The sequence below is a fragment of the Spirochaeta isovalerica genome (genome assembly GCF_014207565.1).
Lineage (GTDB): Bacteria > Spirochaetota > Spirochaetia > DSM-2461 > DSM-2461 > Spirochaeta_F > Spirochaeta_F isovalerica.
The window spans coordinates 121,661-141,438 of the sequence record NZ_JACHGJ010000002.1; the positions used below are offsets into that span (position 1 = coordinate 121,661).

The 19,778-nt window shown below is 45.3% G+C and carries 19 protein-coding genes and 1 tRNA gene; 7 read left to right on the top strand and 13 right to left on the bottom strand.

Annotated elements, in window-relative coordinates; all coding sequences use genetic code 11:
* Positions 1 to 83 precede the first annotated feature (83 nt).
* A complete protein-coding gene (gene dbpA / locus HNR50_RS05465) occupies positions 84 to 1,442 on the bottom strand; it encodes an ATP-dependent RNA helicase DbpA (protein WP_184744695.1) in 1,359 nt (452 codons plus the stop codon).
* A gap of 93 nt (positions 1,443 to 1,535) precedes the next feature.
* Here dbpA and HNR50_RS05470 point away from each other — a divergent pair, with 93 nt between their 5' ends.
* Genes HNR50_RS05470 through HNR50_RS05480 form a run of 3 tightly spaced genes read left to right on the top strand, consistent with a single transcriptional unit; the run spans position 1,536 to position 4,750 of the window.
* On the top strand, positions 1,536 to 2,771 hold the full coding sequence (locus HNR50_RS05470) for a DEAD/DEAH box helicase (protein WP_221439810.1): 1,236 nt from the start codon (positions 1,536 to 1,538) through the stop codon (positions 2,769 to 2,771).
* A 46-nt stretch (positions 2,772 to 2,817) separates the two neighbouring features.
* On the top strand, positions 2,818 to 4,464 hold the full coding sequence (locus HNR50_RS05475; protein ID WP_184744697.1) for a carboxylesterase/lipase family protein: 1,647 nt from the start codon (positions 2,818 to 2,820) through the stop codon (positions 4,462 to 4,464).
* A gap of 7 nt (positions 4,465 to 4,471) precedes the next feature.
* Positions 4,472 to 4,750: a hypothetical protein gene (locus tag HNR50_RS05480; protein WP_184744699.1), complete on the top strand. Its 279-nt coding sequence runs from the start codon at positions 4,472 to 4,474 to the stop codon at positions 4,748 to 4,750.
* Here the strand turns inward: HNR50_RS05480 and HNR50_RS05485 are convergent.
* The 5 genes from HNR50_RS05485 to HNR50_RS05500 are packed head-to-tail and all read right to left on the bottom strand — an operon-like array spanning position 4,705 to position 11,177.
* Positions 4,705 to 5,589, bottom strand: coding sequence for an alpha/beta fold hydrolase (locus HNR50_RS05485; protein WP_184744701.1), 885 nt, complete (start codon positions 5,587 to 5,589; stop codon positions 4,705 to 4,707). The genes HNR50_RS05480 and HNR50_RS05485 overlap by 46 nt on opposite strands.
* A gap of 22 nt (positions 5,590 to 5,611) precedes the next feature.
* Positions 5,612 to 6,187, bottom strand: a complete 576-nt coding sequence (locus HNR50_RS22165) for a hypothetical protein (protein WP_221439811.1) — start codon at positions 6,185 to 6,187, stop codon at positions 5,612 to 5,614.
* A 33-nt stretch (positions 6,188 to 6,220) separates the two neighbouring features.
* Positions 6,221 to 7,363, bottom strand: a complete 1,143-nt coding sequence (locus HNR50_RS05490; protein WP_221439812.1) for an arylsulfatase — start codon at positions 7,361 to 7,363, stop codon at positions 6,221 to 6,223.
* Complete coding sequence (locus tag HNR50_RS05495) at positions 7,360 to 8,766, bottom strand: MFS transporter (protein WP_184744703.1); 1,407 nt, start codon at positions 8,764 to 8,766, stop codon at positions 7,360 to 7,362. Before HNR50_RS05495 ends, HNR50_RS05490 begins: the two co-directional genes overlap by 4 nt.
* Positions 8,763 to 11,177 carry a glycoside hydrolase family 2 protein gene (locus HNR50_RS05500; RefSeq protein ID WP_184744705.1) on the bottom strand — a complete coding sequence of 805 codons (2,415 nt, stop codon included), beginning with the start codon at positions 11,175 to 11,177 and terminating at the stop codon, positions 8,763 to 8,765. The genes HNR50_RS05495 and HNR50_RS05500 overlap by 4 nt, the downstream gene beginning before the upstream one ends.
* 145 nt (positions 11,178 to 11,322) lie before the next feature.
* Between HNR50_RS05500 and HNR50_RS05505 the strand changes: the two genes are divergently transcribed.
* The 3 genes from HNR50_RS05505 (at position 11,323) to HNR50_RS05515 (ending at position 13,791) form a co-directional block, all read left to right on the top strand.
* Entirely contained in the window at positions 11,323 to 11,937 is a 615-nt protein-coding gene (locus HNR50_RS05505) for a TetR/AcrR family transcriptional regulator (RefSeq protein ID WP_184744708.1), read from the top strand.
* A gap of 70 nt (positions 11,938 to 12,007) precedes the next feature.
* Complete coding sequence (locus HNR50_RS05510) at positions 12,008 to 12,916, top strand: phosphatase PAP2 family protein (RefSeq protein ID WP_184744710.1); 909 nt, start codon at positions 12,008 to 12,010, stop codon at positions 12,914 to 12,916.
* Positions 12,917 to 12,963: 47 nt separating this feature from the next.
* A complete protein-coding gene (locus HNR50_RS05515; RefSeq protein ID WP_184744712.1) occupies positions 12,964 to 13,791 on the top strand; it encodes a TolB-like translocation protein in 828 nt (275 codons plus the stop codon).
* A 13-nt stretch (positions 13,792 to 13,804) separates the two neighbouring features.
* On the opposite strand, the gene HNR50_RS05520 is transcribed toward HNR50_RS05515, so the two are convergent.
* The 4 genes from HNR50_RS05520 to HNR50_RS22170 form a co-directional block, all read right to left on the bottom strand.
* Positions 13,805 to 14,659, bottom strand: a complete 855-nt coding sequence (locus tag HNR50_RS05520; protein ID WP_184746262.1) for an IS3 family transposase — start codon at positions 14,657 to 14,659, stop codon at positions 13,805 to 13,807.
* Complete coding sequence (locus HNR50_RS05525) at positions 14,644 to 14,916, bottom strand: transposase (protein ID WP_184744714.1); 273 nt, start codon at positions 14,914 to 14,916, stop codon at positions 14,644 to 14,646. The genes HNR50_RS05520 and HNR50_RS05525 overlap by 16 nt, the downstream gene beginning before the upstream one ends.
* Positions 14,917 to 15,126: 210 nt before the next feature.
* A tRNA-Ile gene (locus HNR50_RS05530) sits at positions 15,127 to 15,200 on the bottom strand.
* A 115-nt stretch (positions 15,201 to 15,315) separates the two neighbouring features.
* On the bottom strand, positions 15,316 to 15,894 hold the full coding sequence (locus HNR50_RS22170) for a septal ring lytic transglycosylase RlpA family protein (RefSeq protein WP_221439813.1): 579 nt from the start codon (positions 15,892 to 15,894) through the stop codon (positions 15,316 to 15,318).
* A gap of 343 nt (positions 15,895 to 16,237) precedes the next feature.
* Between HNR50_RS22170 and HNR50_RS05540 the strand changes: the two genes are divergently transcribed.
* A complete protein-coding gene (locus tag HNR50_RS05540) occupies positions 16,238 to 16,657 on the top strand; it encodes an Hsp20/alpha crystallin family protein (protein ID WP_184744716.1) in 420 nt (139 codons plus the stop codon).
* A gap of 101 nt (positions 16,658 to 16,758) precedes the next feature.
* Here the strand turns inward: HNR50_RS05540 and lysS are convergent, their stop codons facing one another.
* The 3 genes from lysS to HNR50_RS05555 are packed head-to-tail and all read right to left on the bottom strand — an operon-like array spanning position 16,759 to position 19,775.
* Positions 16,759 to 18,348 (bottom strand): lysine--tRNA ligase, encoded by a 1,590-nt coding sequence (gene lysS / locus HNR50_RS05545; protein ID WP_184744718.1) that lies wholly within the window; start codon positions 18,346 to 18,348, stop codon positions 16,759 to 16,761.
* The gene (locus tag HNR50_RS05550; RefSeq protein ID WP_184744720.1) at positions 18,345 to 18,956 is read right to left on the bottom strand and encodes a hypothetical protein; all 612 of its coding nucleotides are present in this window, start codon (positions 18,954 to 18,956) and stop codon (positions 18,345 to 18,347) included. The genes lysS and HNR50_RS05550 overlap by 4 nt, the downstream gene beginning before the upstream one ends.
* A gap of 12 nt (positions 18,957 to 18,968) precedes the next feature.
* Positions 18,969 to 19,775: a DUF368 domain-containing protein gene (locus tag HNR50_RS05555; RefSeq protein ID WP_184744722.1), complete on the bottom strand. Its 807-nt coding sequence runs from the start codon at positions 19,773 to 19,775 to the stop codon at positions 18,969 to 18,971.
* Positions 19,776 to 19,778: the final 3 nt, after the last annotated feature.

Sequence of the window (19,778 nt, forward strand, 5' to 3'; positions counted from 1 at the left end):
CATGTATAGCACGTATATAGGGAAAATTCCTATATTATTTCAGCTTCAGAAGCTCTTTGTTCTGAAGAAATCTAAGCCCTTTCTCAGTCGTTGATCATCGCTTTGAAACGGCGTCCTTTCACCTGTCCTTTCTCAAGCATTTCGATAGCCTTTGAAGCAACGGTTCTTTTTACGGCAATAAATGTCAGGTAGTCCTGGCGGTCGATTTTACCCACATCATCTCCGCTGATGCCTCCGCTGCAGGTTAAGGCGCCGAGCACATCCCCCGGGCTGATTTTATTCTTTCTGCCTCCGTTGATGGAGAGGGTAATCATAGCAGAATCGGGGAACTGCCCCCCGTCGCCATCGGTTTCGGGAATCTCTTCGAACCGGGGTTGAATTTTATCCAATCTGAAATCTTCGCCGGGCTGGATCAGGGAGAGAGCCAGTCCCTCTTCTCCGGCCCGCCCCGTTCTGCCAATTCTGTGAATATAGGTTTCCCCTTCGAAGGGAAAATCGTAATTGATAACAGCGCCCAGATTTTTTATATCCAGACCTCTGGCTGCCACATCTGTCGCCACCAGGACATTGCAGCTGCCGTTTGCAAAACGGATGAGCACTTCAGTCCGTTCCTTCTGTTCCAGGTCTCCGTTGAGCATGAGGGAATGAAGTCCCGCATCGGTAAGAGCTCTGTTCACTTTCCGGCAAACATCTTTTGTGTTGCAGAAGACGATTACGTTGCCAGGCTGGAAATGATTGAGAAGAGAGAGCAGAGCTTTAACTTTATCCATGTTGGCAGCATGATAAAACATTTGTCTTATAACTGTGGAATCGTGTTCCCTGTCAACGGCAAGTTCGACGGGGTTGTTCTGTATGGACCGGCTCAGTTTTTTCACATCTTCGGGAAAAGTCGCGGAAAAGCACAAAGTCTGACGTTTCGCCGGGGCGTAGCTGATAATTTCTCTTATGGGATCTATAAAACCCATATCCAGCATTCTGTCGGCTTCGTCCAGCACCAGAGTACGCAATTCTTTAAGCGAAAGAGATCCTCTTTCCAGCAGTTTCAGGACTCGACCCGGTGTGCCGACGATTATATGGGCTTCATGGCTGAGTGAGTGTTCCTGCTTATACAATGGCAGTCCGCCTGTTATTTTTAAGATCTTTATATTGTGTTGAAAGCGGGCAATCTTTCTCAGCTCCTCAGAGACCTGTTCGGCAAGCTCTCTCGTCGGGCATAGAACCAGCGACTGCACCCTGAACCGGCTGACCTTCAGATTCTGTAACAGGCCGATACCGAAAGCTGCTGTTTTTCCGCTGCCCGTTTTCGCCTGGGCCAGAACATCATAACCTTCCAGAACCGGAAGTATGGACACCTCCTGCACAGGGGTCATGTTTATGTATTTCAGCGTTTCAAGATTGTTCAGCATGGCTTGGGAAAGGGGCAGTCCGGAAAATGGTTTCATAAGGGGCAACCTATCATACTTAATCTGTCAAATACAATGATCCCCATAGCCAGCTATATACAATTGTGAAGGAAAACTGTAGAAAGAGACCCTATGAGCAATGATAAATCCATGTCCGCTGTTTTTTCTGATTTGAAACTATCTGAAGAGCTTCAAAGAGCAGTAAAAGCACAGGAATACGATGAACCCTCTCCCATTCAAATTGAAACTATCCCCGTAGTGCTGTCGGGATGGGATATTCTGGCCGCATCCCAGACCGGCACAGGCAAAACGGCTGCCTATGTTCTGCCGCTTCTCGATCTATTAAATAAATGCGGTGAAGCCCGGGCCAATCATATGAAAGCCCTTGTGCTGGCTCCTACCAGAGAACTGGCGGCTCAGATCTACGAAAGTATTGTAAATTACGGCCGGTTTATGGATTTGAAATCAACCGTTGTATACGGGGGGAAGAAAATCAATCCCCAGATGATCAGAATGACAAAGGGGATGCATATACTCGTTGCGACGCCGGGAAGGCTGCTCGATTTATACAGGCAGAACGCCGTCAGGTTTACCGATCTCAAGTACCTGGTTCTCGATGAAGCCGACCGGATGCTGAATCTGGGATTTTCAGAAGAGATAAAGGAAATTCTGAATCTCCTTCCCCGAAAACGACAGACATTGATGTTCACAGCGACTTTTACGGACGAAGTTCGATCTCTGGCCAGAAAACTGGTGAATAATCCGGTTGAGATATCCGTTAATCCCGAAGAAATAACAGTGGAGTCGGTTACCCAATGGGTATATCCTGTTGATCATTTAAGAAAGACAGCTCTGCTTATTCAACTTATGGGGGATATATCGCCTGAAAAGGTCCTCGTATTTACAAAGACGAAAAACAGAGCCGACCATCTGGCTCAAAAACTGGAAAAAGCCGGATTCAGTGCTGCTGCCATTCATGGGAATAAAAGTCAGGGGAATCGGACAAGGTCGCTGGAAGACTTTAAAAACGGAAAGGTCACAGTACTTGTTGCAACAGATCTGGCTGCAAGGGGGCTTGATATTAACTGTCTTCCCTTAGTGGTGAATTTTGATCTGCCTCATTTGAAAGAAGACTATATCCACAGAATAGGCAGAACCGGCAGGGCCAGTTCCAAAGGCCAGGCTATTTCTTTTGTCTCCAGGGAAGAGTTTAAGACGCTGGCGGATATTGAACGACTGACAAAACAGGTTATCGATCGTATTACTGTTCCGGGATTTGAAATGGAACTCCCTTTACCTCCTTCCAAACTTGACATGCGGCCATTTAAAACCAGGAAACCGAAGAAGAAAAAAACTGAGTTGTTGTAAATATCAGAAAGTATTCGATTGTTTTTTAATATGTTATAATTAAAAAATGAATAATCGGATAATTGTTCTTACCATTTTTCTGATTCTCCTTTCTTTTTCCGGTTGCATGACCCTGAAAGTCAGTGATCTTGAAGCAATAGACAGAAATCCAGGATGGAACGGAGATAAATATGTTCATCTTGATGCCGGCTGGATTCAAGGTGAAGAAGATTCTGATGAAACGTGGGTCTGGAAAGGAATTCCCTATGCCGCTCCTCCCGTAGGTGATCTCCGTTGGAAGGCCCCCCGACCTGTAGAGCCATGGAATGATGTAAGAAAGACGGTTCGTTTTGCACCTAAGGCCACTCAGTTTATTCCTCTCCTGAAGGGTCCTGTTTCCGGGGAAGAGGATTGTCTGTATCTGAATATCTGGCGGCCGAAAACACTTGAGCAGAATCTACCAGTTTATGTCTGGATTCACGGAGGAGGAAACTCAATAGGAAGTTCTACGTCCGATGATTACCTCGGTTATGCGCTGGCATCGCGATCAAATGCCGTTTTCGTCTCAATCAATTACAGGCTAGGTCCGCTTGGATGGTTCAGACATCCCGCTTTACAGACAGATAATAAACTGGACAATTCTGGAAATTACGGACTTCTGGATATCATAGCGGCACTGCGCTGGATCCGGGATAACATCGAAGGATTCGGTGGAGATCCGGGTAATGTAACATTGAGTGGAGAGTCCGCAGGAGCCAACAATACCCTGGCGCTTATGCTGAGCCCGGAAGCCGACGGTTTATTTCATAAAGCCATTGTTCAAAGCGGGTACAGACGTTCTGTCAGTACCGGTGAGGCGGAGAAACATTCGATGGATATCGCGGCATATCTGATCGAAAAGAACGGACTGGAAAAGGAACAGTTAAGTTCCGAAGAAATAAAGAAGTTGTTGCTTGAAAGCTCTCCGAAAGACCTTTTTAAATTTTATGAACCGGGCATTACAGGGATGATCGATAACCCCTATCATATTGAAGACGGTTTCGTATTTCCCGAAGGAGGGTTCAGCCGTTTCGATACCGGAGATTATCCCAATAAAGTTCCGATGATTGTCGGGAGCAACAAGGATGAAATGAAGATGTTTCTCTTCTTTGACTCTACTATTGATTGGAAGAGCGACCTCTATCAATATGTATCAGAAATTGGAAGTCTCAGGTTTAAAGAAGAAGGCGTCGACAGCATCGCCGCTGCAATAAACAGAAATTCAGGGCCTCCGGTTTATGCATACCGTTTTGACTGGGGAAGTCCGGATGAAGAGGAAGAGAGTCCGCTGCCCGGAAAAAGGGGGCAAAGACTCGGAGCTTTTCATACTCTCGAAATACCATTCTTTCTGGGACTTGATACAATAAACGGTTCATTATTCACTTCTCTTGTTTTCAATCGACATAATGAAGAGGGTCGTAGAAATTTAACCGGTACAATTATGGATTACACAGCGAATTTTATATGGAATGGATCTCCTGATAGGGGCAGGCCGGTTCCTCTGGACTGGCCTGTCTGGGATGAGGAAAACAGGTATCTTGTTTTTAACACGAAAGATGATAAAGCCGTAATTACAACCGATGACAAAATTATTACTAGAGATGAGAGACTTAATCAGCTGAAATCAGAGCTCGGTCCCGGGGAATATGCTGAGCTACTTGAAAGAACGGAATAATAATTTTATGAGGGATATCCCCAAAATTCCCATGCTGTTGATTCTATTGGGAGGAGAGATTCTGGTTTCGGCTTCAGTCATCTTTATCCGTTTGTCTACAATCGATCCGGTTTTACTCGCTTCCTTTCGAATGCTGGTTTCCGTCCTTTTTCTTCTTCCTTTTTTTTACGTCCGGGAATTGAAGCGGGATCATGAAGGGGGCGGTCCATTTTACAAACCAATCTTTTTATTGATTTTCAGTCAGCTCTCTTCAAAAAAATCCTTTATCAGCCCAATTGTCTCCTGATTCTTCTCTTCAAAGGGAAAATGCCCGCAATTCTCAATTATTTCCAATCTGGCATGATTAAGGATTTCTGAATATTTTCTGCTGGACTCTACAGGAATGGGATCAAAATCACCATGGATAATTAGTGTTCTGGTATCAATATTCCGCAGCTCATTATAGATATTGTAGTTATCCAGTTCTTTTTCCAGAAGATTGCTGATTGTCTGCAACTTCATTATATCTTCAAAGGTAAAAGATGCTTTTTTATCTTCAGCAAAGCTCTGATTAAAATAACGAGGCTTCTCGCTTATGCGGATTAATCTGTTAATGGCTTCCAGATCTCTCGACTGAAAGGGATTTGATTCCATAATGGATTTGATTTCCGTTCTGTCTATATCAGTCAGTCTTTGTTGTAATAATTCCCGTCCCGATTTATCCATGTCGCTGTTGCCCGGAGCAGGATCAATTAATATCATCGATGTAAGATATTGCCCATATTGTTTTGCATAAAGCGCTGCGAGTAAACCACCCCATGAATGGCCGATAATGGTAAAAGAGCTTAGTTTTAAAGTCTTTCTCAGAGCCTCAATGTCCGATACAAAATCGCTTATTGTAATACCTGTTTCAGGATCGATCGGATGTGATTTCCCTGAACCCCGCTGATCAAAAAAAATCAGTCTATACTCCGATGACAAAGTTTTAAACGATTCGGCGAGGTAATCATGGAAGAGGCCGGGGCCGCCATGGAGGAAGAGTATCGGATCCCCATCGCCCATGTTCATTACATACAGCCCGTTATTGTTGATAATATAATTGGAGGAATGATGCATTTGGTTCTCTTCTTCTGTAATAGATCTCATTTAATTAAATCATTAGATAAAACTAACTGTCAAATCGTAATGTCGTTAAACCTGCGATAAACCAGAACAGAAGCGCTGCAATAAAAGGCCAGGAGGGGATGACCGCTCCCAGGGCAATCCAGAATAAAAATGCTCCGGGAAATCCATTCCTGTTGAGAACTTTCAATACTCCGTAAACAAGTATTCCTGTTACAGCTGCCGCAACGGACCGATAGAACCAGGGGGCCATGACCATCATAGGGCTGAAGAAACTTATTCCTGCGAGAATGGCCGTTGAAATCCCTCTCAACAGAGTGATTCTATCAGGTTTGCTTATTTGTTCTTCCCGGTCTTTTTTCCTCCGGAAAAAAGCAATAGCGGACACAACCAATCCAAAGGGAATAAGGAAAAGCCATCCATTTTCCAATCCCAGACGGAATGGTGTTTTTCCTAGAAGAGGAAAATCGGCATTCTCGATATGCGATTCTGCCATAAGTTCATCGATTTTCGAAACGATTTCTTTGTTTTCACCGGCGATATTGTTTGTTTCGCCGGGATCATCTGCCAGATTATAAAGCTCAATAGGACCGGAAGGTAAAAGGCGAACGAACTTTCTCACACCTTTCCAGTCTCCCATTCTGACGGCTTGGGTTCATCCGTTTTCATGAAATTCCCAATAAAGGTAATCGTGCTCTTTTTGATTGTCCTCCTGATTCTTAAGTACGGGGAGATAGGATATTCCATCGATTCCTTCCGGAAGAGGGATACTGTAGATTTCTGCTATGGTGGGAAGGAAGTCCCAGAACGCCGATATATGATCTGTTTCCCTCTCCGGTTGTATCACGCCCGGCCATCTTGCAATAAGGGGTATGCGTATTCCGCCTTCGTAAAGATCCCGTTTGATTCCCCTGAACGGACCGCCGCTTTTAAAATAGGCCGGATCGGCTCCTCCTTCTGCATGGGGGCCGTTATCGCTGGAGAAAAGGATAAGCGTTTTTTTATCTATTCCCTGTTCCTTCAGTTTGGAAAGTATTTTTCCTATATCCCGATCCATTCTGGTGATCATAGCCGCATATTTTTTCATATTTTCGGGCCAGTCTTTCTCTTGATAGGGTTCCAGGTCGGGAACCTGGAGTGCCGCATGGGGAATGGTGTAGGCCAGATAAAGGAAGAAGGGAGCATCTCTCTCCTCTTCTATCCAGGAAAGAGCCTTTTCCGTAAAAAGATCATGAGTGTAGGTCTTCCCATCCAATATCAGTTTTTTTTCATTTTCCCATATGTGATCGGGATAGTAATCATGAGCCTGCCGCTGGCAGTTGTAACCAAAGAAGTAATCGAATCCCTGTTTATCCGGTGTTCCGGAACTGCCGGGATAGCCCAGCCCCCATTTTCCGATGGCAGCTGTTTGTATGCCCGCTTTCTGAAGCATTGTGCCTACAGTCCCGGTTTCCGCCGGCAAAGGATACTGTCCTTCGGGCTGAATCTCCTTATTGCCCCTTATGGGGGTGTGCCCCGTATGCTGACCGGTCAGAAGGGCGCTTCTCGAAGGGGAACAGACCGGAGCTCCGGCATAGTGATCGGTAAAGCGGATTCCCTCTTCACTCATTCTGTCCAGATTGGGGGTTAGAATTTCCGATTGACCGTAACTTCCGAAATCTCCAAACCCGGCATCGTCTGCAAGTATAAAAATGACATTCGGTCGGGAATCATCCGGTTTTTCTGCATAGATTGACTTTGCCGTCATAAACCCCATCATGAGAACCATAGCGGCCCGTTGAAATATGCTGTATTTCATAAAACAGGCACTCCTGCGGGATTCTTTTCTTCAGCCAGCTGTCTCTCGATTCCCCTCTCATCGTATTGGCTCAGGAAATATACCCCCCCTGTCATGACCGCCGTGGAAAAAAGGGCCGAAACTATGACTCCTTTCGGGTTGTCGACACTTTTCCCCAGAAGAAGAAAAGAGGGAAGAAGAAAATTTCCCGCAGAGACAGCCAGTTTCATCGTGAATCCGTTGCAGGCAAAAAAGGAAGCGGCTTTATGACTTCCTGTTGCGATGCCGTCAGCTCTGGCGATATCCGAAACCATGGCATTGGGCAGAATCCCCGTTATGGCTGAAGGTACAGCCTGTATGAATATCGCTGTCCAACCGATTATAAGTGACGACGAGCCATTTGTGATTCCGCAGAGGAAGATAAGGAAAAAGACAAAAGCCTGTACGATAAACCCTGCAGCCAGAAGCTGTTTCTTCCCTTTTCTGTCGGCCAGTTTTACAACAAACGGATAGAGAACAAAGCTGAGAATGAACATGACAGCCATTAATGTAAAAGCCATGCTTTCTGGCATCCCCATCAGGATGGTGACATAAAAGACGATCCCAGCTTCCAGAAGGGTGTTGGCCAGAAAGTAGCTGAAAGAACTGAGGAGAAGAATCCGGAAGTTTACATTTTTCAGAGAATTGACAATGGCCTGAAAGGGTTTTTCCTTGGACTCCCCCCTGTGGGCATAGCGGTTTTCGTCTATGAAAATAACCGGGAGGATCATGGCTGTAAAACCTATAAGGGAAAATCCGATCAGAACGGCTCGAAAAGCCCCTTCGGGCTCCAGGCCCAGTGACATAAAAACATCTTTGAGAGCATAGACTGAATTCCCTATAAAGAAACCGAGAGCCCAGCCGACGGAAGTCAGCGTACTGAGAAAGAGTCTGTCTTTTGAGCTATGGCCCAGTTCGGCGATAAGAGCCGTATAGGGTATCGTATAGGCGGTGATGGACAGATAAAAGAGGAGCACGGTCACCACAAGCCAGACAGCATTGACAGAACTGATCCCCTGGATCGGCGGCGTAAAGACCAGTACCGAAAGGAGTGCGGTCGGTAAGGCCGAAATGGCCATAAAAGTTCTTCTCCTGCCGAATTTAACTTTCAGTCTATCGGAGATCCCCGCTATCCAGGGGTCGTTGAATGCATCAAAAACACGGCCCAGTCCGCTGGCCAGCCCGAGAATAGTTAAAACGCCGAATACAGCTCCCTGGAAGATATAGGGTCTGAAAACGAGACCATCAGCGGTTTCCGGAGGAAAGTAGAAATAATTCATCAGAGATCCCACGGAAAATCCTCCGAGACTCCAGCCGAACTGACCGGCCGCGAACACTATTTTTTTCCAAAGGGGTAGATTTTCGGGATTTTTTGCCTGGTTCATTTTCCGCGTACCTCAATATTCAGATTTTCTTCTATAGTTCCGAAGCGGCCGGAATGTATTTTTACCTGAGCCTGTCCCCCTTCTCCTCTGGTTTTCAGCCAGAATCCGACCGATCCGCCGACAAGGGCGATTGTTTCGGGCCCGATTACTTCTATAGGCCCTGTCGTTTCAATATGGAATGCGTCGTTCCCGTAATGAAAGATATTCCCTGAAGAGTCAGCGAGGCTGACTATGCACCTGGTACAGTCCCAGGTTTCCTCTTCCCTCAGTTCTGTTTTGTCCACGGAAAGAACCAGTCGGGGCAGAGCATTTTGATTCTTCTCAACCCTTTTGACACATTCCCCGTCGATGAACCCTTCAAAAGTGTAGCTGTTTGCAGCACCGCCCCAGCCGCCGAAGTACTTTGTATAGAGGTCTTCGGCATCTTTGTAATTCATTCCGGTTTTCAGGAAGAGAAGTCCCATTCTGATTGTATCGATCAATCCCAGGCTGTATCCCTCTCTGCTGATTTTTGTCATAAGCTCCTTAATGACGGCGGCGTTGCGCCGGGAAAAGGTTTCATTCTTTTCAATGGCATCTCCCAGAAAATCATCAATGATCACAGGAGGATGGGGAAGGTGAGGGTAGAGGTCTCGCCGGGGATAGAACTCTTTGACAAAGTTTCCGCCTTTATACATCTTTACAGAATCGCAGTTGGTAAAGATGTAAACATCTCCCAGAAGAGAACCTTCGTTTTCGCCGATGTTCATGGAAGAGGAAATATACATAACCGGATTTTCATCCTGTTGAGAGGCATAGGCAAAAGAGGCATTTTTGGGAATCCGGAACATATCCATGACTCCGTGGTAACAGATTTTATCTCCGCTTCCGAAATCCTGATGGGTGTAATAGTCGAACATGGACCAGCCTATGGCGCCGGATATTTCACTGTCTCCGTACATCCTGTCCAGGACCGTGAGGTGACGTTTCGCCTGATCGGTTCTATGCTTTTCATTATCAAATTTTTTCGAGGGAAACATATGGCCGTTGTGTTCGGTTATCAAATAGGGCACTTTGGATTTAGCCGCTTTTTTCCGTTTGATCAAACCGGCATTCTTGCCGGAGTGATTAAAATCATTGTAAGTATAGACATCTTCCAGAAGCCTGCTGCCGGGAAAACAGCGAACGCCTCCCGTCGGGCGGGAATTGTCGAGGCTCCGGGCAAGATCATTGGTTTTCGCATAAAATTCATCATCGTCCTGAGATTCATTAATTCTCACGCCCCAGATAAATATGGAGGGATGATTCCCGTCTGTTTTGATCATCTCTTCGACATTTTTTAAAGAGATCTTCTTCCAGTCATCATCGCCTATGTGCTGCCATCCCGGAATTTCATCAAAGACGAGCAATCCCAGTTCATCGCAGCGATCGAGAAAATGCCGGCTTTGGGGATAATGGGAAAGGCGGACGGCGTTGACTCCCAGTTCCTCCTTCAGTATTTCCGCATCCTTGTACTGAGCGCTCTTCGGCATGGCATTCCCGGCATAGGGGTAAGTCTGATGGCGGTTGAGACCTCTGATTTTAATCCTCCGCCCATTGAGGAAAAAACCATCAGGTCTGTAGGATATGTCCCGGAAACCGCATCGATAAGAGTAATTTCCTGTTTCTTTTCCCTTTTCCGTTAATGTCAGATTGAGATGGTACAGGGCGGGATTCTCAATATCCCAGAGCTCGATATTCTCCAGGCTGCAGTTAAAGCGGTGGAGCTGATTCTCATTCCCGCTGAGAGCGATTTCTCTCGAAAAGTTTAAAACACACCTGTTTTCCCGGACCAGTTCGCCGTTGCAGGATATAACCCCCGATCTGCCGTCGGAATTTTTCAGATGCAGATCGACTTCCATCAGGGGTGTTTCCGATAGCAGATTCCGGCCCTTGATAAGCGAAGATTCAATATAGACTTTGTGACAATATTCCAGTGAGACTTCCCTGTAAATTCCTCCGAATGTCATGTAGTCGACGACATGGCCGAAAGGGGGTATATCGCTTCTTTCCCTCGAATCGACATAGACTGCCAGAAGATTGTAATCCTCAGATCTGGCGGCTGGAGTCAGATCGATACGGAAACCCGTATAGCCCCCTTTGTGCTCCCCCAGGTACTGTCCGTTCAGATAGACTTTTGCATAGGTCATAACCCCTTCGAAATGAATGAAAACCATTTCATCATCATGCCATTTATCTATCCACAGAGATTTTCTGTAACAGCTCTCGAACTGATAGATCTCCTCGGGGAAATTGTTAAAGGGAACTTCTATATTGCTGTGGGGGATGTTGACTTCTGAGAAATGACTATCGTCAAAATCTTCACCAATAAATTCCTCTTTGAACTGATCTGTGTATTTCCAGTTGAAATTAATATCTTTTATTATCCTCATATCGCCATTCTCTCAATTTTATCTCGTAAAGAATTCTAATGCCACACGTGTGGCATTAGGTCAAAGTTTAAATGTCAAAAACGGCTTTGTCAATTGAAAAGCGGTACAGTTGATCATTGAAAGGTGATGTGATAGTTTCAATCCGATGGAAGAATTAACAACCCGCGAGAAAATTCTTCAGGAAGCGGAGAAGCAGTTTATTGACAGGGGAATCCAGAATACCCAGATGAAAGAGATCGCCGAGGCGGTCAAAATCAACAGAAGAACTCTCTACCGTTATTTTCCCACGAAAGAAGAACTGGCTTTTGAAGTGGAACTCGTTGTTATGGACAAACTGCAGTTCAATCCCGAAATGGATGAGTCCCGGAATCATAAACTAACGGGTTTCGAAAAAATCAAACTGTATTTTGACGAAGTGAATCTCGATGGGATCCGGGATCTTCTGAAGTTTACCGCCGAATTCGACCGGTATTTTCAGGACGAGTATCCCGGCAGGGAATTGGAGGAGCTCTTTATCTCCAAGCTGGATCCGGGGAATGATATTCTCTATGTCTATATAAAAGAGGGTTGTGAAGACGGGTCTCTGCGCAATGATCTGACGGCCCACGAAATTTTTACTTTTATCAGTCAGAATTTTCTCGGGTTTTTTCAGAGACTTATCATCAGAGAAAAGCATCTCGTACACGAACATTGTGATAACGTCGATTTTCAGAAGCTGTTCCGGAAGATCGTTCTTAGCGGCATCAAAGCGGAACCGTGACAGGTTTGAACGGGGCCTGACCGGTTCATTATTGTTGGACAAATCGAATTAGAACGTGCATAGTAAAACTATGCAGGAAAACATTCTACTGTTCTTCAAGAACGCCGCCACGCCTTTTCTGGATCAGATCGCAGAGTTGATCACTATGCTCGGAGAGCAATATGTATTCATCCTTATTATTTCCTATTTTTACTGGAACATCTCCAAAAGGAAGGGGTTTAAACTCGCTGTAGCCTTTCTGTATTCTTCGCTTCTCAATGCTCTGTTGAAGCTGGCATTTCATGCTCCCCGGCCCTTTGAGAAGCTGGATTTCATTAAGGGAAAACGGGTTGAAACCGCGACCGGTTATTCTTTCCCGAGCGGGCATACCCAGGGGTCGACGACATTTTTCATTACCTTATCGCGAATTATCAAAAAGAAACGGTTTACTGTTCCTGCCCTGCTGGTGATTCTGGCCATCGGAGTAAGCAGGGTATATCTCGGTGTTCACTGGCCTGTCGATGTCATAGGGGGCTGGGTTTTCGGGATTATCCTGGCTTATCTGTTCTGTGCTATCGTTGACCGGTATTATGATGAACCGGAAAAACTCAAATTGATTTTTTTCAGGATACAGGGCGTCGTTCTTTGTTTTTCAGCGGCACTTCTGCTGCTTGATCTTTTCCATCTTCATGGCAGTATGAAAATAGAAGACTTTTTTAAGCTGTCGGGTATTTCCAGCGGAGCCGTTTACGGCTTTTTCTTCGAGATGAGGTATATTCGATTCTCTCCTGAAAATGGAGGGAGAGCGGTCAGGTTTATCCGGTTTATATTAGGACTGGCAGTCTCGGTGGCTTTAATGAGCGGGACAAAGTTGATCCTTCCCGAGCATTACATAACAGATTTTTTCCGTTATGCTCTTGTCGGACTATGGATAACATATCTCTGGCCTGCGGCGGGGCTGAAGTTAAAACTATTCCGTGCGGAGGATCCGTCACTATAGGAAAGGAGAGTTTTTTGTTAATAAAGAATCTATATCCTGCACTAGCCATGTCTTTGTTAATTGTTAACCTCGGCGGGTGCTTTTCCGGAAAAGGTGGCGAGGCGATTCTGTTAAAACCGGGGTTAATATCTCGGGAAGCGCTATTCGAATATCCCTGTTCTGTTTGGGAGGACGGAGGCATCGTAATATTCGGCGCCATGGATGTGAAGCGAAACCGCTTTCTGCTTGTTTCAGAGATAGATTCCCAGGGAGTATGGATGCCTGCGAAAAAAATCGGATTCACCGGTCAGAATGAAATGGAGGCTATCTTCTCTCCTGATAGAAAGCGCTTGTATTTCTCTGCTGATAACCAAAAAAACAGGGGGAAACCTCACGATCTGTTCTATGTGGAAAGAATCGGTGACGGTTGGGGAGAACCTGTCAAATTTCCCGATGAAATAAACAGCTCGTCCACTGAATACTATGCGTCTTCATCGGCTAATGGAAATCTCTATTTTACAAGAGAGGGGAAAGGTATTTTTCGTTCGGTTTATCTGAATGGTGCTTATCAACAAGCTGAAAAAATAGAGGAACTCTCCACTTATTCCTTTGCTTCTCACCCATTTATTTCCCCCGATGAAAGTTTTATTATATTCGATGCCCGGGGTAAGAATTCTTTAGGCAGTGCTGATCTGTTTATATCTTTTCAAAAAAGAGGTGTCTTTTCCGAGCCTGTAAATCTTGGAGACCGAATCAGCAGCCGGGACTGGGATGCCATGGCCTCACTGAGCGAAGATGGTCGTACCTTATATTTTGTAAGGGAAAACAGTGCCGGTCGGGATGTGTTTCAGGCAGCCTTTAATTCACGATGGTATAGGGCTTCCGGTCTCTGGTAAATTGACCTCACCCCTACATTCGACCACTCGTAGGATTACTTTTCCGCTTTTTCAGCATACCTTCATATTCTAAAGGTGTCATTCCTTTTAACCTCTTCTGAGGTCTTTCAACGTTGTATTCTTCCCACCAATCAATGATCTTTTCTCTGGCATCTTTTAGTGATAAAAAATAATGAGAGTTCAGACACTCATTTCGAAACGTTCCATTGAAACTTTCAATATGACAGTTGTCCGTTGGTTTTCCCGGCCTTGAGAAAACGAGCTTAATTCCATTCTCATAACACCATTGATCTAGCTCTTTACTTCTGAATTCCGGTCCGTTATCACATTGAATATATTCAGGTTTTCCATGCTCCTCTTTTGCTATCTCCAACCGATTTGCGACCTCTTTCCCATTGATAGAGAATGCAGGATGAATCAATGGAGATCTATTACTCACTGGATCAATAACAGTCAAGATCTTCAGCTTCCTCCTATGAGCAACAGAATCACTGACAAAATCCATTGCCCAGACTACACCTGGGTTTTCTGGAAGCTCAACAGGCTGCCTTTCAACAGCGGCAATCTTCTTTCTCCTGGCCCTGGTCTTGATCTGAAGACCTTGTTCCCTATAAATCCTCTCAGTCCGTTTATGATTGATTAGAATCTTCTTCTGACGGAGTTTCATATGTACCATCTCGCATCCATATTTCTGGCTTTTCTCCAGAATCTTATAGATCTCTTTGATAATTTTCTCATCATCATTTGGTTTGGGAGTATATAGATATGTAGATCTGGCAATTTGAGCCAGAGTACAACTGCGCCTGGTTGAAAACCCGAAATACTTTTTCAGATGGTCAACGACCTCTCGTTTTATTCCGGGTCGCAGAACTTTTTTATGATTTCCTTCTGAGCCATATTATCAAGAGATAGATCGGCGATCAGTTTCTTTAAACGCTCATTCTCTTCTTCCAGCTGCCGCAGCTTAACAATTTCTTGCTTTGTCATGTCACCATATTTCTTCTTCCAGTTGAAGAATGTATTGGTACTGATTCCGTACTCTCTGGCGATGTCTTTTACCTGTTTTCCTAATTTTTGCTCGCCAAGGATTTTGACGATCTGTTCTTCTGTAAATCTCTTTTTCATCTCAGCCTCCATTGTATTTTGAAGCTGAAAAGTAATCTAGCTTATGGTACAGTTTTAAGGGAGGGGATCAACCCAATTATAAATGAAAAGGCGTCAATACTGGCATCATTTTTATTCTGACACATTATATCTGACTGCCGAAAACAGCTTAAACCCATATAATACAAGGCTTTAAACCAAAAAAAAGACACTCAAAAAGAGTGTCTTCAATGGGCCCACAAGGACTTGAACCTTGGACCACCTGATTATGAGTCAGGTGCTCTAACCAACTGAGCTATAGGCCCGTAGATGCATAGGCGAGCAGTAAACGTAGTTTACGACCAGCCCATATATAAGAGGTATATCCCCTCAACGAATTGACATAATATAGAAAGCTTCCCATTGTGTCAACATAGAAAATCAGTTCTGTTTTACCAGGGGATTTCTTATCCCCAACTGGGCCAGCCGTACTACGATAGGATGGGTTTCACTCTCCGGTATACCTTTAATCAATATACGGGTAACACCGCTGTTTGCCAGCTCTGCTACGGGTGCAAAACCCGCATCTTCCAGCTTCTCTTTCATCTCCCTGGCATATTCAATTGTTTTATATGCGCCTACCTGGATGTTATATGTTATCTGGAGTTCTTCGAAATCCGAAGTTTCCAGAAGCACATTGGCTGTTCCGTCCCTTACCATATCCAGCGCTTTTGCTGCAGCGTAGGACAAGTCGATGATCCTGTCGCCCACAAAAGGGCCTCTGTCATTTATCCTAACCTGCACCGATCTGCCGTTAGCCATATTGGTCACTGTAACGACTGTATTAAATGGCAGTTCCTTATGCGCCGCTGTAAGATCGTGTGTATTAAATATCTCGCCGTTGGCGGTCGCTCTTCCATGAAACTTTCCGCCGTACCATGACGCAATCCCGATCTGCTCATAAGCAAAGAGGGAAGATACAACTGTCAGTAAGGCAATAATGAGGAGGTTTCTTTTCATAATTTTCTTATCGGAATAAGGACAGATTTATTAATCAAAAAGGTGGCTGCGTCATTTTGAAACATGAAGAAACGGCGGAAAATGTTTCTCATTGCAGGTATGTGTCAAAATGACATAGTATCGTGGGTCAAAAATAGCCATATGTTGCAGATGGAAATGTTTTCATGGAATCAATGATACATTTCAGATCTTCTAAAAAGACAGCGACACATAATCGAGTTGATATGGATTTCTAATTTGTTGTATGCAAAGGATATAATTCTTATCTTGGAAGAGTTGGCACACTATATGCAATATATGGAAGTGAAAGATAAATATTAAAAATGCCAAATGGAGGCCCGAAATGAGATATATGACAACAACAAAAACAAGACCTGTAAGCGTTATGGATCAGCTGATTGATTCCATGTTCTACGATACCCCTTCTGCAGTTAGCTGGAGAGCATTTCCAGTGGATGTCGTTGAAGAAAACGATAGTTACCTCGTCAGTGCGGAACTTCCCGGGTTTGCTGAAGAAGAAGTGGAAATCACTCTGAATGATAATCTGATGGTTATCAGCGCTAACAAGAAAGAAGAAGATAAAGAGGAAAATGCCTCAAAATATCTGATCCGTGAGAGAGCTGAAGGTCAGTACAAAAGAAGTTTCTCTCTCCCCAAAGATGCGGATAGAGAGGCTATCAAAGCCACATTGAAAGAAGGCGTTCTCAATGTGACAATCAGCAAGAAACCCGAAGCCAAGCCTATGAGCATTAAAATCAACTGATTATTACAAATTGAAAAAAACCCGCCTGACTAAAGGCGGGTTTTTTATGCTTCAAGAAGGATTCCTCATTCCCAGGTTGTAGATTCACTTTGCTTTTAAACTCAGTACTTTCCCAGAAGCTTGAGGAGTTTTTCCTTACCTATAATATAGAGGAAGCTGATCAGTCTGGGACCTTTCTCTTTGCCGATCAGCGCTTTATATACCACGGGGAAGAAATCGCCCGATTCAATTTCCAGTTCTCTGGCCACATCATAGAGATGGGTGCTGAATTCTTTCTCCGTACAGGAATCCATATGGGTTTCAATTTTCTCGGCAAGAAGTCTCAGGGCTTTTCCTTCGACTTCGCTGACTTCGATCGGCGCGGCATCTTCCGCCTTCAGGCTGAAGGTAAAGTCGTCGGGAGCGAAGTTTTTCACCCAGTTCCAGGCACAGGCCGCACGGGCTTTCAATCTGTCCACCTGGTCCGGTTTCACATCGCCGAGGAACTCGATCACCCGGTCTATATCTCCGGAGAAGATCTGCAGCAGAGTTGAGAGGTAGCGGATCTGAATCTGATAGGACATGGTTTCGGGAACCTTATCCACCTGGGACAGTTCGTAGATTCTCGCCTGTTTCTCCCATTTCTTCATAGCTTTGTCATTATCGGGCTTGTTAAAGTAAGTCCGCTCGCATTTATCGTAGTCCTCGTAGATCTTCAGAACATCGAGGTCGAAGGATATGGCAAACTCCGTGTTGGGTCTTGTTCCAGCGAACATGAATCTCGTCACTTCGGGAGTGTACACTTCCAGAACATCGGCCAGAGAGATAACTTCCCCTGTTGATGAACTGATTTTTCCGCCTCTTCCCTTAATGCTGATAAAGTCGTACTGGAAGGTTACCGGTGCTTCATGTCCGTATACTTCTTTTGAAGTTTTCCGTGCCGTGTCGAAGCTTCCCCCTTCCGAGTGGTGGTCTTTTCCGGCGGGTTCGAAGTCCACGCCTTCATAGGCCCATCTCATCGGCCAGTCGATTCTCCAGGGCAGTTTGACTCCGGGAGTTTTTCTCAGGTCGACGGTCTCATCGTTTCCGCAGGAATCGCAGGTATAGGATACGCCGTAGTCGCCGTCCCAGCCCGTAACTTTTGTCGTGTCCCGGTCGCATTTGTTACAGAAAACCGATACGGGGTACCAATCGTCCGGCAGGTCGGAAGTCCGGCTTTCATTGAGCTGTCTTCTTATCACATCTCTGTGCTCCAGCGCTGTTTTTATACCATCAGCGTAATCGGAGTTGCGGTATTTGGCGGCTTGATAAATATATTCGGGCTTCACTCCGACTATGGGCAGGAGCTCTTCGAGGTTTTTCTCATTAGCCGCGGCATAGCTCTCGCTATCTCCCAATACGTCCGGTACCAGAGTGATGGGCTTGCGAAGGTAGGTTTCCAGCAATTCTTGTTGGGGCATATTCTTGGGAACTTTCCGGAATACGTCATAGTCGTCCCACGAATAGATGAAGCGGACATTTTCTCCCTTGTCTCTCAGAGCACGCACAACCAGATCGACAGAGATGATCTCTCTGAAATTTCCGATGTGAACGGTTCCCGAGGGGGTAATTCCCGAGGCGCAGGTATAATGATCCTTCGTTCCTTTTTCTCTTATAATCTTATCGGCGTTTATATCCGCCCAGTGTGTTGATGTCGGTCTATCGTTACTCATAGCAAGGAATTATATAGATCTCTGTGTGTTTGGGCAAGCTTCGGGTTCGGAGATTGGTAATGGAAGCCTTCACCGCCGGCTGAAATAAACTCATCCACGTTCTTTTTTTTATCATCAATCAGAAGAATTCTATGTTGTCTTATATTCAGACCGAGTTCCGAGGCTGCCGCGATGCATAGCTCTGTTTTATTATTGGATTTGAGATCGTAAGAGTTCGTGATGATATCGAATTTCTGGTCCAGCCTGTATTGCGGGACAACGAAATCTCTGAAGAGATCTGTGTTTATTGTGGCGATGGCCGTTCTCGTTTTCTCCCTTACAGACTGGGAAAAATCCCAGATCGTCTGGTTCCATTGAATGTTTTCCAGGCTTGAGAAAAGGGATTCTTCCAGTTTGTCGTAAGGGATGGATGTTTCTGATGCCAGATATTTGAGAATATCGGAATAGGCTAGCTCTCCGGTCATCCATTTTGTATCCCAGAGCTTATTGTTAGGGGGACGGAAAATCAGATCCGATATGAGCTCTCTGGTTTCCCGATCGAACTGGTCAAAATAGACCGAATCTGTGAGAGTCTTATGGAAATCGAAGATAATCAAATCATATTTCAATTTTCCCGAATCCTACTTATCCCCCAGCAGGTAGCCGCCGATCAATCCTCCAGCGAAAGTCAGAACAGAAGCCAATATCTGCAATCCAGCAGGAATTCCAGGCCACAGGGCTATCACCGATCCAAGTACCAGCCCCAGAATGACTCCGTATGTTCCTTTGTGGAATCTCTCCAGGAAGAACGTGATCACTCTGGCCGTTACCAGAAGCCCGGTTACAATACCCAGTCCCGCAACGACGATAATGACAAAATTCATTTCCGTAATCGCTGTGACATAAGTCGTGTACATCCCGAAAAGCAGAAGGAGGAATGACCCGGATATGCCGGGAACGACCATGGCCGACGCCGCGGCCGCTCCGCTCAGGAAAATGGCTATCGCCGCTGTCAGGTTAATCTCTCTCATCGGTTCGCTTTCCGCGGGGTCGAGGAGAAATCTCATCAGTACGACAAGGGCGAAGGAGAGAAGAAAACCGATTATCCAGCTTTTGTTCTCTTTAAAAGACAGAGTGCTCCGTTTCCAGAGAATGGGCAGACCGCCCAGGATAAATCCCATAAAACAGAAGAGGGTAGGCGCCGGCCATTTTTCGAATAGCGTTTCCAGTGTAAAAGATCCGCCGACTATGCCGATTCCCGCGCCGATCGCATAAAAAAGGAGAAACTTCCAGTGTTTGATAAAATGCCCTATCGCCTCCATGAACTGGTCGTAAACGCCGGTAATGACCGCCAGCGTTCCGCCGCTCACGCCGGGGATGATATTGGCAATGCCGAAAAGAGCTCCTTTCCATATCAGTTCAACTGGAGACTGTTTTTTCTCTTCCATTTT